Origin of the sequence: Sphingomonas sp. BK580, from assembly GCF_014194975.1 — a bacterium.
Classification (GTDB): Bacteria; Pseudomonadota; Alphaproteobacteria; order Sphingomonadales; family Sphingomonadaceae; genus Sphingomonas.
Genome location: NZ_JACIAY010000007.1, coordinates 225,162 through 238,401, shown reverse-complemented (window position 1 = coordinate 238,401; position 13,240 = coordinate 225,162). Strand labels below are relative to the sequence as shown.

Below are 13,240 nucleotides of genomic sequence, written 5' to 3'. Positions count from 1 at the left end.
CGATGCGACGGACGATGACGGGTGCGGCGCGGTGGGCGTCGCTCGCCGCGCTGCTGCTGGCGGGCGCGGCGCAGGCGGAGCCGGTGCTCTACCGCGGCTTCACGCTGATCGACGGCACCGGCGCCGCGCCGCGCGCGGGGCAGGCGATGCTGGTCGACGGCGCGCGGATCCGCTGGGTCGGCGCGCAGGGCAAGGCGCCGAAGCGGCGCGGCGTTCGCACCGTCGACCTCGGCGGCAAGTATCTGATGCCGGGGATCATCGATCTCCACGTCCACATCGGCACCGTCCGCGACCTCGTCCAGAAGGCCGACTATTTCACGCCCGAGTCGGTGCGGCGCGACCTGCGCACCTACGCCGCTTTCGGGGTGACAACGGTGCAGTCGATGGGCACCGACAAGGACAGCGTGCTCGCGATCCGCGACGCCGGCCGCGACGGCCCGCAGACGATGGCGCGGCTGCTGACCGCGGGGCAGGGGCTGGTGTTCAAGGGCGGCTACGGCGGCGTGCCGGGGATCAACCATCCGGTCGCCACGCCGGAGGAGGCCGCCGCCGAGGTCGACGCGCAGGCGCGCAAGGGCGTCGACTACATCAAGCTGTGGATGGACGACGAACTCGGCGCGATGCCGAAGATGCCCTATGCGATCAGCAAGGCGATCATCGACGCCGGCCACCGCCGCGGCATGCGCGTGCTCGCCCACGTCTTCTACCTCGCCGACGCCAAGATGCTGGTGGCGCAGGGGATCGACGGCTTCATGCACAGCGTGCGCGACAAGCCGGTCGACGCCGAGCTGATCGACGCGATGAAGGCGCGCGGCGTGTGGCAGGGCGCCGGCACGCTCAGCCGCGAGGCCGCGGTCTACGCCTTCGCCGCGGACAACCCGCGCACGCGCGACCCGTTCTTCCGCCAGGCTGCCGATCCCGCCACGATCGCGGGGCTGGAGAGCCCCGAGCGCGAGAAGTCGATCGCGGCGAGCCGCATCTATCCCGCGCTGCCCAGGATCGACGAGCAGGCGCGCGACAACGAGATGGCGCTCGCGCGCGCCGGGGTGCGCTACGGCTTCGGCACCGACGCGGGGCCGCCGGGGCGGCTGCCGGGCTATTCCGAACATTGGGAGCTGGAGCAGCTGGTGAAGGCGGGCTTCACCCCGGCGCAGGCGATCCACGCCGCGACCGGTCGCTCGGCGCAGTGGCTCGGCACCGGCGACCGCGGCGTGATCGCGACCGGGCGACTCGCCGACTTCGTCGTGCTCGACGCCGACCCGACGCGCGACATCCTCAACAGCCGCCGCATCGCCGCGGTCTATGTCGGCGGCAGCAAGGTGCCGTCGGTCCGATGAACGGGGTGCCGCTCGCCGCGGCGCCGGCCTCGCCCCCGGCCGGGGCGGCCGCGGCGGCGCGACCGACGCGGGTGCGCCACGTCGTGCTGTGGCTCACCGTGCTGGCCTATATGATCACCTACATGGACCGGGTGGTCATCTCGGTGACCGGGCCGATGATCCAGCACGAATATGGCATCGGCGATCGCGCCTGGGGCTGGGTGCTGGGCGTGTTCCAGATCGGCTACGCCTTGTTCCAGATCCCCGGCGGCTGGCTCGGCGACCGCTTCGGCCCGCGCCGCGTGCTCACCGCGGTGGTGGTATGGTGGTCGAGCTTCACCGCGCTGACGACCGCGACGTGGAGCCTCGGCTCGCTGATCGCCTGCCGCTTCCTGTTCGGCTGCGGCGAGGCGGGCGCCTTCCCGAACGCGACGCGCTCGCTCAGCCGCTGGATGCTGCCCTCCGAGCGCGGCTTCGCGCAGGGCGTGACGCACGCGGGCGCGCGGCTCGGCGCGGCGCTGACCCCGCTGCTGGTGGTGTGGCTGATGATCCACCTCGGCTGGCGCGCGCCGTTCCTGATCTTCGCCGGGCTGGGGCTGGTCTGGGCCGCGGTGTGGTTCGGCTATTACCGCGACCGACCGCAGGATCATGCCGGCACCAACGCCGCCGAGCGCGAGATGATCGCGGCGGCGCTGGCGCCGCAGGCGGCGGCGGGGGCGACGGCGCGCGTGCCGTGGCGGCGCCTCCTGGCGCAGCCGCAGCTCTGGCTGATCTCGGCGATGTATTTCTGCTACGCCTATTCGATCAACATCTTCCTGACGTGGTTCCCCAAGTATCTCGGCGAGGTGCGCGATTTCGAGCTGGCGCGGATGGGGCTGTTCGCCAGCCTGCCGCTGATGGCGGGCGTGATCGGCGACGTGGCGGGGGGCTGGGTGTCGGACCATCTGCTGCGGCGCACCGGCCGCGTCACCCGGGCGCGGCGCGCGGTGGCGGTGGTGGGCTTCGCGCTCGCCGCGGTGGCGATCCCCGCCGGGGTGCTGAGCCCCTCGCCGCTGGTGAGTGTCGCCTGGTTCGCGCTCGCGGTGTTCGGGCTGGAGCTGACCGTCGGCGTCTCCTGGGCGCTCACGCTCGACGTCGGCGGGATCTATGCCGGGTCGGTGTCGGCGGTGATGAACACCTTCGGCAACATCGGCGGCGCGCTCGCAGCGGTGATCACCGGCTATATCCTCCACTGGAGCGGGTGGAACGCGGCGATGTACGTGCTCGCCGCGCTGTCGGCGCTGGGCGGGCTGCTCTTCCTGCGGATCGACGCGTCGCGGCTGCTCTATCGCGATGCCGGCTGAGCCCGCGCCGCCGCGGCGTCACTCGGCGCCGGGCGCGCTCTTGTACGCGCGCGACCTTTGCTCGCGCCGGGCGCGCTTGCGCGCCTCCTGGATGCTGGCGGCGCCGTTGTCGAAATGCGCCTCCATCAGCCGCGCGATCGCGCCGGCGTCGCGCGCGCGGAAGGCGCGCTCGATCTCGACATGCTCCTGGAACGCCTCGGCCCAGCGCGCGTGGTCGAGCGTGCTGACGTGGCGCGCGCGCTCGGCCCGCGGCAGCAGCAGCCGCCACGCCAACACCAGCGAGGAATTGCCGGAGGACTCGACGATATGCTCGTGGATCAGCCGGTTGGCCTCCAGATAGCGCGGCCGGTCGCGCACCTCGAAATAATGCGCCAGATCGCCCTGCAGCTCGGACAGCACCTCCATGTCCTCGGGCCGCATCCGCTCGCACGCGAGCCGCGCCGCGAGCGACTCGAGCGCGCCGAGCACGCTGAAGACGTCGGAGGCGGCCTGCTCGTCGAGCTGGCTGACCTGCACCGTCCGGTTGGGCAGCAGCGTCACCAACCCCTCCGCCGCCAGCGTCCGCAGCGCCTCGCGGACGGGCGTGCGCGACGTGCCGAACTGCTCGCTGAGCGCGACCTCGCGCAGCGGTTCGCCGGGAGCGAGCTCGCCGGAAAGGATCATCCGGCGCAGCAGCGTGACCGCTTCCTGGTGGCGGTCGCCCTTGCGGGCGGGCGCGCGGGCGTCGGCGGGAGGTGCGTCGGCAGACATTGCATGCTCATAGCTCGCCATGTCGACAACGGCAAACCGTCGGCGAGCGTCGGGCGCTGGCGGGAGGGTGGCATCGGACGCCTCCGGTCGGGGGAGGGCGGCGGTGCGCCCCGCGACGGGCGCGCAGGAGACGGCAGGACGCCGCGGGCGCCCGGCGCCGCGATCTCGACGGCGGCCGCGCACCGGCGATTGGCATCCCGCCGCGGCTCCGCCTAGGCTGTACCCGCGGCCGCTGGCCGCCGACACGAGGTTGGGAGAGCGGGCATGCGCGCGGGCGAGCGGGTGAGGGCGACGATCATGCTCGCGGGCGCGCTGCTGCTGCTGGGGAGCGCGGCGACGCCCCCCGGGGCGGTCGCGCCGCCGGCCGCGGCGGATTGGCCTTACTATCACGGCGATCCCGCCGCGACCCACTATTCCGCGCTGGACCAGATCACGACGCGCAACGTCGCGGGCCTGGTGAAGGTATGGGAATATGACAGCGGCGACGCCTTCGGCGAGGGTGGGTCGCAGTCGGACATGCAGGCCAACCCGCTCGTCGTCGACGGTCGCCTGTACATCGTCACCCCCAAGGGACGGCTGGTGGCGCTGAACGCCGCGACCGGGCGCGAGCTCTGGGCCTATGACCCGGCCCCCGCGCCGGTCGCGACACGCCAGCGGCTGCGCGGCGTGTCCTATTGGCGAGACCGCGACGAGCGCCGCGTCCTGTTCACCTTCGGGCAGGAGCTGATCTCGGTCGACGCGCTGACCGGCCGCCCCGACGCGCGGTTCGGCCGCGGCGGTCGCGTCGACCTGCGCGCGGGGTTCGGCCGGCCGTTCGCGCAGCTGACGGTCAACAACGTCACCCCGGGCGCGGTGTTCGAGGACCTGATCATCATGGGCTCGACCGGGCATACGCCGGGCGACGTCCGCGCCTTCGACGTGCGCACCGGGGCGATCCGCTGGACCTTCCACACGATCCCGCACGGCGGCGAGGCCGGTGCCGAGACCTGGCCGCGCGACGCCTGGAAGACCGAGATCGGCGCCAACGTCTGGGCCGGGCTCACCGTCGACGTCGCGCGCGGCCTGGTGTTCCTGCCCGTGGCCTCCAGCGGCATGGGCGACCGCGACTTCTACGGGCCGACGCGCGCGGGGGCCAACCTGTACGCCAACAGTCTGGTCGCGCTGGACGCGCGCACGGGCCGGCGGCGCTGGCACTTCCAGAGCGTCCACCACGACCTGTGGGACCGCGACTTTCCGGCGCAGCCGACGCTGGTGACGGTACGCGGCGTGCCCGCGATCGTGCAGACGACCAAGTCGGGCTGGTCTACGTCTTCGACCGCCGCGATGGCCGCCCGCTCTACCCGATCGAGGAGCGACCCGTGCCCGCCAGCGACATGCCCGGCGAGCAGGCGTGGCCGACGCAGCCGATGCCGACCGCGATCGCACCGTTCGCGCGCCAGCGGCTCACGCCCGACATCGTCACCCGGCGGACGCCGGCGGCGCATGCCGCGGTGACCGCGCAGCTCGCCGGGCTGCGCAACCGCGGCCCGTTCGACCCGCCGAGCCTGCAGGGCACGGTGCTGCTGCCCGGCATGGACGGCGGCGCCGAGTGGGGCGGCGCGGCCTACGACCCCGAGAGCGGCCTGCTCTACGTCAACGCCAACGAGATGGCCTGGACGCTGCGGCTCAAGCCGCGCCCGGCGCGTGCGGCGGGCAGCTCGGGCGCGGCGCTGTATGCCAATCATTGCGCGGCCTGCCACGGTGCCGATCGGGCGGGCGATCCGCCGCAGGTGCCCGGGCTGCGGGACGTCGGCGCACGGCTCAGCGCGGCGCAGCTCGAGCGCCAGATCACGCAGGGCGGCGGGCGCATGCCGGGCTTCGCGGGGACGCTCTCGCCGGCGCAGGTGGCGACGCTGGTGCGCGACCTGCGCGGGCATCCCTCCGGCGCGGAGCCGCGCGGCAACGAGAGCGACGCCACCCCGCCCGCGGCGCCCGCCTTCGACGAGCCCTACGTCTTCGACGGCTATCATCGCCTGCTCGATCCGGACGGTTACCCCGCGCTGACGCCGCCCTGGGGCACCTTGTCCGCGCTCGACGTTAACACCGGTCGGTGGGTGTGGCGCGTGCCCTTCGGCCGCTATCCCGAGCTCGGCGCGACGGAGACGGGGAGCGAGAATTACGGCGGCGCGGTGGTCACCCGCGGCGGGTTGCTGTTCATCGCCGCGACCGTCTACGACCGTCGCTTCCGCGCCTATGACAAGCGCAGCGGCCGCTTGTTGTGGTCGACCGAGCTACCCGCCGCGGGGCTCGCGACCCCCGCCACCTACGCGGTCGACGGCCGGCAGTATGTCGCGATCGCGGCGGGCGGCGGCAAGGATCGCCGGCGTCGGCCGGGCGGGTCGGTGATCGCGTTCGCGCTGCCACGGTGACGACGACTCAAATCCCGGCCGCGACGGCGCGTGCCGGCAGGCTCGTCGCGCCGGCTCGATGTCGGCGCATCGACGCCGCTGATGTACCGCTCGTGCGCGCGCGCTCCAGCCAGGCGCGGGCGCGCTTCGAGGTGATCGTGCCGGGTCGATCCGATGACCAGCGATACACAGACGCCGCCCTCGGGGAGGCTCTCGTCGCGGCTCCGGCAAAGCGGCCTGGTCGGTGTCACGCCAGCGCCTCCCATGTCAGCACCACGCCGACCACGATCATCAGCACGTAGATCGCCGTGAAGAAGCGTTCCGGCGCGACGCGCCGCACCAACGCCACGCCCGCGACCGTGGCGGCGAGCGCCACCGGGAGGAGCAGGAGAGACGTCAGCAGGTTGGCACGAGTGAACTGGCCCAAGGCCAGGTACGCCGGTACCTTGATCCAGTTCACCGCGGCGAAGAAGATCGCCGTGGTGCCGACGAGGCGGTCGCGCGGCAGGTCGCGTGGCAGCACCCACAGCTGGAAGGGCGGCTGACCGGCGTGCGCGATCTGGCTGGTGAAGCCCGAGGCGATCCCGAAGAGGACGCCGAGCCACTCCGGCCAGCGCGCGACCCCGCGAGGACGACGCCGCCGCGCCACCCAGAGCCGGTACAGACCGAACAGGATCGAGATCACGCCGACCGCGGCCATCACGCCCCTGGGCGACACGCTCGCGGCGAAGCCGTAACCCAGCGCGATCCCCAGCACGGCGCCGGGCAGCATCCAGCCGATGAGGCGCCAGTCGACGCTGCGCCGGAACGCCCAGACGCCGACGACGTCCTGCGCGATGAGCAGAGGTAGCGTGATCGCCGCGGCGCGTACCGGATCGATCGCCAGAGCGATGAGCGGGAGCGACAGCGCGCCCATCCCGGCGAACCCGCCCTTGGCGAGTCCGAGGAGGATGACGGCCGGTAGGGCGAGGGCATAGAAGTGCCAGTCTACGATCATGGTGCGTCGTTACCGGGTTCGGCCGATCACGCCCACAGGCAAGCAGGATCAAGTGGGCGCCCGCCCGTGGGGACCGATCACGAGTGCCCCGCGGGGCGCCTCGCACGACGGTGTCAGCGATCCGCTCGCGTGAGCATCTCGTCGAGCCTGGGCGAGAGCAGCTCCCGATAGCCGTCGTTCGTCCTGACGATGAGGCGGATGGGATAGTCCAGCGCCATCACCGAGGCGGGGGCGGCGACGACCGCGATCGTGGCGAGCGCGTCGGCCAGCGCCGCCGTCGGCGCGATCACGCTGGCGGAGACCGCGGCGTGCGCGGGCGGCGCGCCGGTACGCGGGTCGAGGTTGTGGGCGCCGCGGACGTAGCTTCCGGAGGTGGCCAGCGCGAGCTGATGCGCGGCCACCCGCAGCGGCGACACGCCTGCTCCGTCGGGTGTTTCCAGGTCGACCCACCATGGATCGCCGTCGGGACGCCATCCCCGGCCGACGAGCTCGCCGCCGATCTCGACGAGACAGTGGCGCAGGCCCAGCTCGCCCAGCAGATCGGCGACGGCGTCGACCGCATAGCCCTTGGCGATGCCCGACAGGTCGAGGCGCACGCCCCCGGGCTGGCGAAGCCGTCGCCGCGGCGCGTCCCACTCCAGCCGGCACCAACCCCCGAGCGCCAGCGCGTCGGCGATCTCTCGTGGACCCGGTGCGACGCGAGCGCCGGCCGGGCCGAAGCCCCAGGCGTCGACCAGCGCGCCGATCGCGGGATCGAAGGCGCCGCCGCTCCGCTCCGCGAGCGCGAGCGCGAGACCGACGACGCGCGCGATATCCGCGGGCAGCTCGTGCCAGCTGCCGGCAGGCGCGTCGTTGAAACGCGACAGCGCCGAGCCGGGCTCCCAGTGGCTCATCTGGTCGACCAGCGCCGCGAGCCGGGCCGTGATCGCGGCCGCGGCGGCCTCCGGCGCGACCCGGCCGGCGTAGCGCACGCGCCACGTCGTTCCCATCGTCTCGCCCCCGATCCGCTCGACCCGCGCGGCGGGATCGTGCGACGCCAGCGCCGCCGGATCGATCGTCGGCGGCAATGCGATCCGGGGCGCCGGCATCACGGCGTCATCACCTCGAGCGTGGTGGTGTAGCTCATCCGCCGCTGCGTCGCGCGCGGCGCGGTCGCGCGCGCGTCGGTCAGCGTCGCGTTGAGCCAGTACATGCCCGCGCCCGGCCACGCGATCGCGAGCGTGCCGTCCGCCGCGGTGGTCAGCTCGCGCGCGCCCTCGGCGTCGCGGTAGCGCTTGCCGCCGGGCACCAAGGTCACCTTGAGCGCCGCGGCGGGCTGGCCGTCGACCAGGAATCGGAAGCGCGCGGTCTCGCCCGCGACCAGTTCGTCGGGGTGGGTGACATAGTCGATCTCGAGCCCCCTGCCGCTCGGTCGCAGCACGGTGCGGGTCGGCTCGCCGGCGGTGACGAAGATCTCGTTGCGCGCCGACGTCTCGGTCAGACGCACGTCGGTGGCGTCGGCGGGGATGTCGGCGACGGTCAGCGGCGGCTGGCGCGGTCCCCCCTCGCTCGTCGGCGGGCCGCCGCGGCCGCCGACGCGCTTCTCCACGCCGCCGACCTTGAAGCTGCCCATGATGCCCGACATCGTGCTGCCGATCTTCCACGTACCCGGCTTGTCGAGGCGGACGTCGAACACCGAGCGATAGCGCCCGGTGGCGCCGTTCTGGAGCGTCCCCGGCGTGCCGTCGGGTTGCCAGACCCGCACGGCCTCGAGCCGGCCGGGCTGATGGTCGGCGTAGAACAGGTCGTTCGACACCGCGCTGTCGACGGTCACCCAGCCGTCGGTGCCGGAGAAGATCGTGCCCGACGGCAGCAGCCACATGCGGTGCGCCGAGACGGCGGCCGGCAGCGCGAGCAGCGCCGCGGCGACGAGGAAGCGGGGACGTGCGATCATGGTAGGGGCTCCGGGCGGATCAGCGGGCGGTGACGGCGACGGCGCCGAGCTCGTGGCTGCCGCCGGCGCGGGCGGCGCCGGGGATCGTGAGCGGCACCTGGACCAGCTCGCGTCCGCCGGTCTCGCGCGCCGCCTCGACGTGGAGGACATAGGCGCCCGGGCGGACGTCGGCGGGCAGCGCGATGGTGTGGACGCCGGGCGGTCGCGTCGCGCCGCTGATGCCGTCGGCGGGAAGGTGCAGGCTGCGGCCGCCCTTGCGCCACCAGCCGCGCAGGTCGGCGAGCCACTTGCTGCCGGGCTCGGCGCCGCTCTTCTTGACGTCATACCAGAGCGCGAGCGTCCGCGCCGGCCCGCCGGCCGCGGGTTCGAGCCACACCGCGACATAGGGGCGGTGGTATTCGGCGACGGCGAGACGCGGCACGGTGACGCTGACGGTGCCCGCCGCGGCGGGGGTCGCCACGGTGCCGGCGGCGAGCACGAGCAGGGAAGGGCGCATGGCGAGGTCCTCTCAGTGGATCAGGATGAGCGCGATCAGCGCGGGTGCGGCGAGGCCGAGCGCGACGAGCGGCCAGGTGGCGCGGCGATGGCGCGCGTGGAGGTGGAGCAGCAGCAGCCCGGTCAGCGTGAAGAGCACGCACGCCGCCGCGAACAGGTCGATGAACCAGAACCAGGCGACGCCGGCGTTGCGCCCCTTGTGCAGGTCGTTGAGGTACGAGACCCAGCCGCGGTCGGTGATCTCCGCGGTGATCGCCCCGGTCGCGCGATCGACGCTGACCCAGGCGTCGCCGCCGGGACGCGGCAGCGCGACATAGACCTCGCCGTCGGACCATTCGGCGGCGCGCGCGGTCGGGTCGACACCGACCGCGCGCGCGACCGCCTCGGCGACCGCGAGCGGCAGCGGCGCGTCCCTGGCGTGCGCGCCGGCGAGCTGGTGGCGCAGCGGCGCGGGCAGCACCGCGGCGCGCTCGGTCACCACCGGCGTCGCGGCGATGCTGGCGGCGTGGTTGAGCGTGATCCCGGTGAGCGCGAACAGCAGCATCGCCACCAGCGACACCGCCGCGCTCACCCAGTGCCAGGTGTGGAGCTGCTTGAGCCACCAGGAGCGCCAGCGTCGCGCCGCCGGCCCGCGCGCCGCGACGCTCACGCGTCGGCCCAGCGGCGCAGCAGGTTGTGGTAGACGCCGGTGAGCTGCACCACCGCGCCGTCGCCGTGACCGCGGTCGGTCGCGACCGCCTGGATTGCGCGATCGAGCTCGAACAGCGTGCGGCGCTCGCCGTCGTCGCGCACCATCGACTGGAGCCAGAAGAAGCTCGCCACGCGCTCGCCGCGCGTGACCGGGGTGACGCGGTGCAGGCTGGAGGCGGGGTAGAGCACGAGGTGCCCCGCCGGCAGCTTGACCGACTGCGGCCCGAACTGGTCCTCGATCACCAGCTCGCCGCCGTCATAGCGGTCCGGATCCTCGAGGAAGAGCGTCGCCGACAGGTCGGAGCGGAGGCGGAAGTCGGTCCCGCGCTTCATCCGGATCGCGTTGTCGACGTGGAGCCCGAAATCCTCGCCGCCGGCGTAGCGGTTGAACAGCGGCGGGAAGACCTTGAGCGGCAGCGCCGCCGCGACGAACAGCGGCGTGCGCCCGAGCGCGTCGAGGATCATGCCGCCGGCCTCGCGCGCGGCGGCCGAGTCCTCGGGCAGCTGGCGGTTGCGCTTGGCGAGCGCCGACTGCGGCCCCGAGGTGACGTTGCCGTCGACCCACTCGCCGGCGTCGATGATCGCGCGGACGCGCGCGAGCGCGGCGGCGTCGAGCACGTCGGGGATGGCGATCAGCATGCGCGTGCTCCGTCCGGGACCGTCACCGCGCGGCTCAGAAGTTGTAGAAGAGGCTGAGCACCGCCGAGCGCGCGTCGCCCGGCACCGCCCAGCCGTTGTTGCGCACGCCCGTGTAATAGCGCTCGTTGCCGACGTTCTGGACGTTGAGCTGCGCGGTCAGCCCGCCCGCGAAGGTGTAGGCGAGATAGGCGCGGTGGATCAGATAGTCGTCCACCAGCGGCTGTGCCGGCGCCGCCAACGACGCGGCGGCGATGGCGAACCCGCCCTGGTAGGTCAGGCCGTAGCCGAGCTCGAGCCCGAACGGGAGACGGTAGGTGGTGAACAGGCTGCCCGAGTGGTCGGGCGTCTGGGTCAGCCGGCTGCCGCGCTGCGGGTCGGGCACCGCGGCCGAGTTGCCGCACGCCACGCTCGGCGCGGCGAGGCAGCGGTCCGACACCGACTGGCGGATCGTGCCGTCCAGATAGGTGTAATTGGCGAAGATCGTCCAGGCCGGCGTGATCGCGCCCGAGGCGCCCAGCGCGACCCCGTCGACGCGGCTGCGACCGTCGAGCACCTGTGTCGACGAAGGCAGCGCGGGGTCGAGCGAGGGGACGCGATAGTTGGTGCGCTCGTTGCGGAACACCGCGGCGGTGAGCTCGAGCCGCCCGAACACGCTGGCCTTGACCCCGGCCTCGTAGTTGCGCGCGGTCTCGGGCGCGACCTGGCAGGGATCGTAGGTGACGGCGGCGCCGTCGATCACCTGCACCACCGGCGCGCCGCAGCCGAGCCTGACCGTCGTGGAGGAGGGCGTCTTGGCATTGCCGTAGCTGGCATAGACGCTGACCTGCCGCACGGGGTGCAGCACCACGCCGCCGCGGTAGGAGAAGAGCCGCTCGCGGCTCTGCTGCGGCCGCTGGGCGAGCTCGGTCACCTGCGTCGCGCCGGCCGGCACGACCGCCAGCGGCAGGTTGCGGAAGGTCGCGTGCTGCGACTCCCAGCGCACGCCGCCGTTCAGCTCGACGAAGCGGCCGAGCTCGAGCGTGTCGAAGGCGTAGACGGCGAGGTTGCGCGTCTCGCCGCGCGCCTGCGCGGTGACGGTGCGGTGGAGCGGCCCGCGCCACCTCGTGTCGGGGTCGCCGATCGAGAGGACCGGCAGCGGCGACACCGCCGAGCCGTCGGCGTTGCGCAGCAGCGAGGCGGTGGTGATCGCGTAATCCTCGATGGCGCCCGAGAGGCCGAGGTTGAGCGTGTTGCGGACGCCGCCCTGGGCGCCGGTCGCGACGCGCAGGTCGGTCTGGTTGTAGAGCAGCTGCGCTTCCTGGTCGCGGACCAGCCCGCGCGGCCCGGACGGCCGCCACTCGCCCGGCGCGAGGCCGGCGGGGCAGGCGGCGCCGGTCGGCTGGAGCGCCACCCCCGCGAGGCAGAAGGTTCCCTGCGGCGCGCTGGTGACGCCGTTCTGCACGACGTGCTGCCAGCGCGTCAGATTGCGCACCGACACCGCCTCGCTGACCGCGTGGCGGAAGGTGGCGGTCGCGCGGTCGAGCACCTGGTCCTGCCTGTCGAGGTTGACGATGCCGTAATAGGCCGAGCGGTCCGCACCGGGCAGCAGGCCGCTCGACAGAGCGGTGCGGAAGAAGGGCACGCCGTAGTAAGGCGTGTTGTCGTCCTCCTGGTGGACATAGGCGAGCGTCAGGCTGGTCGGCCCGTCGATCCCGATCGTCACCGCGGGCGCCACGCCCCAGCGCTCGAACCTCTCGACGTCGCGGCCCGGCACGTCGTTGCGATGATAGGCAGCGTTGAGCCGCACCGCCACGTCCTCGCCGACGCGCTTGTTGGCGTCGATCGCGGCGCGATAGTAGTCGTCGGTGCCGATCGAGCCCTGCACGACGGTGAGATCGCGCGGCGTCGGCACCTTCGACACCAGGTTGATCGTGCCGCCGACCGAGCCCGAGCCGTTGAAGACGCTGTTGGCGCCGTTGTAGACCTCGATCTGCTGGAGGTTGAACGGGTCGGTGCGGCTGTACTGGCCGCTGTCGCGCACGCCGTCGACGGTGATGTCGTTGGTGGCGGAATAGCCGCGCAGGTTGATGTTGTCGCCGTAGCCGCCGCCTCCCTCGCCGGCCCCGAAGGTGATGCCGGGGATGGTCTGCAGCGCGTCGCGGAGCGTCTGGAGGTTCTGCTTGCGGATGGTCTGGTCGTTGAGGACGGTGACCGTCTGCGGCAGGTCGATCAGTGCCGAGGTAGCTTTCGGGCTCTCGAGCTTCGCCGGCTCGACCGGGGTGCCGTTGACGATGATGTCGTCGCGGTCGGCGGTCCGATCCTGCGCCGCGACCGGCGCGCCGGGGCCGGGATCCGCGGACGCCGGCGCAGAAGTGATGAACCCGACGCAGGAGAGCGCCAGGAAGGTCGATCCATGTCTCAACTTTGTTCCCCCTGTTGCGGAAGGTGATATTGCGACCGAATCGCATAGTCAAGGCTAATGAGAATCGTTCGCGTTGAGCATCGAGAAGGTCGGTTCGGGGATCGAGCAGGGATGGTAGTTGGCGCCATTCGGTTGGGGGCCATCGGACAGGTCGGAGCGGAGGTCCCGGGTCGACCGATCCGCGAACGAGAAGGCGTCCGCCCCGGCGGTGGCGCTGTCGGATTCGGGTACGGATCGCGGCAAGAACCGGCGCGTCGTCGGCGCCCCGAAAAGACACGATCACCACCGG

Annotated in this window: 12 protein-coding genes; 4 read left to right on the top strand and 8 right to left on the bottom strand. The window is 73.0% G+C overall.

Features of this window, described 5'->3' with window-relative positions; genetic code table 11:
- Positions 1-2 precede the first annotated feature (2 nt).
- On the top strand, positions 3-1,337 hold the full coding sequence (locus tag FHY05_RS14300; protein ID WP_260181566.1) for an amidohydrolase family protein: 1,335 nt from the start codon (positions 3-5) through the stop codon (positions 1,335-1,337).
- On the top strand, positions 1,334-2,659 hold the full coding sequence (locus FHY05_RS14295) for an MFS transporter (RefSeq protein WP_183945113.1): 1,326 nt from the start codon (positions 1,334-1,336) through the stop codon (positions 2,657-2,659). Before FHY05_RS14300 ends, FHY05_RS14295 begins: the two co-directional genes overlap by 4 nt.
- Positions 2,660-2,677: 18 nt before the next feature.
- On the opposite strand, the gene FHY05_RS14290 is transcribed toward FHY05_RS14295, so the two are convergent.
- On the bottom strand, positions 2,678-3,409 hold the full coding sequence (locus FHY05_RS14290; RefSeq protein WP_183945112.1) for a GntR family transcriptional regulator: 732 nt from the start codon (positions 3,407-3,409) through the stop codon (positions 2,678-2,680).
- Between the two features lie 264 nt (positions 3,410-3,673).
- On the opposite strand from FHY05_RS14290, the gene FHY05_RS22290 reads away from it, so the two are divergent.
- Together FHY05_RS22290 and FHY05_RS22285 are read left to right on the top strand one after the other, a co-directional pair.
- A complete protein-coding gene (locus tag FHY05_RS22290; RefSeq protein WP_221191199.1) occupies positions 3,674-4,903 on the top strand; it encodes a PQQ-binding-like beta-propeller repeat protein in 1,230 nt (409 codons plus the stop codon).
- Positions 4,816-5,817, top strand: coding sequence for a c-type cytochrome (locus tag FHY05_RS22285; protein WP_311732485.1), 1,002 nt, complete (start codon positions 4,816-4,818; stop codon positions 5,815-5,817). The genes FHY05_RS22290 and FHY05_RS22285 overlap by 88 nt, the downstream gene beginning before the upstream one ends.
- A 226-nt stretch (positions 5,818-6,043) precedes the next feature.
- Here the strand turns inward: FHY05_RS22285 and FHY05_RS14280 are convergent, their stop codons facing one another.
- The 7 genes from FHY05_RS14280 to FHY05_RS14250 form a co-directional block, all read right to left on the bottom strand.
- A complete protein-coding gene (locus FHY05_RS14280; RefSeq protein ID WP_183945111.1) occupies positions 6,044-6,793 on the bottom strand; it encodes a sulfite exporter TauE/SafE family protein in 750 nt (249 codons plus the stop codon).
- Between the two features lie 113 nt (positions 6,794-6,906).
- Positions 6,907-7,881, bottom strand: a complete 975-nt coding sequence (locus FHY05_RS14275) for an FAD:protein FMN transferase (protein WP_183945110.1) — start codon at positions 7,879-7,881, stop codon at positions 6,907-6,909.
- Positions 7,881-8,726: a DUF4198 domain-containing protein gene (locus FHY05_RS14270; protein ID WP_183945109.1), complete on the bottom strand. Its 846-nt coding sequence runs from the start codon at positions 8,724-8,726 to the stop codon at positions 7,881-7,883. The genes FHY05_RS14275 and FHY05_RS14270 overlap by 1 nt, the downstream gene beginning before the upstream one ends.
- A gap of 19 nt (positions 8,727-8,745) precedes the next feature.
- Positions 8,746-9,222 carry a DUF2271 domain-containing protein gene (locus FHY05_RS14265; protein WP_183945108.1) on the bottom strand — a complete coding sequence of 159 codons (477 nt, stop codon included), beginning with the start codon at positions 9,220-9,222 and terminating at the stop codon, positions 8,746-8,748.
- Between the two features lie 12 nt (positions 9,223-9,234).
- Positions 9,235-9,870 carry a PepSY-associated TM helix domain-containing protein gene (locus FHY05_RS14260; protein WP_183945107.1) on the bottom strand — a complete coding sequence of 212 codons (636 nt, stop codon included), beginning with the start codon at positions 9,868-9,870 and terminating at the stop codon, positions 9,235-9,237.
- Entirely contained in the window at positions 9,867-10,550 is a 684-nt protein-coding gene (locus FHY05_RS14255) for a Fe2+-dependent dioxygenase (protein ID WP_183945106.1), read from the bottom strand. Before FHY05_RS14255 ends, FHY05_RS14260 begins: the two co-directional genes overlap by 4 nt.
- A gap of 34 nt (positions 10,551-10,584) precedes the next feature.
- Entirely contained in the window at positions 10,585-12,951 is a 2,367-nt protein-coding gene (locus tag FHY05_RS14250) for a TonB-dependent siderophore receptor (protein WP_183945105.1), read from the bottom strand.
- Between the last annotated feature and the right edge of the window lie 289 nt (positions 12,952-13,240).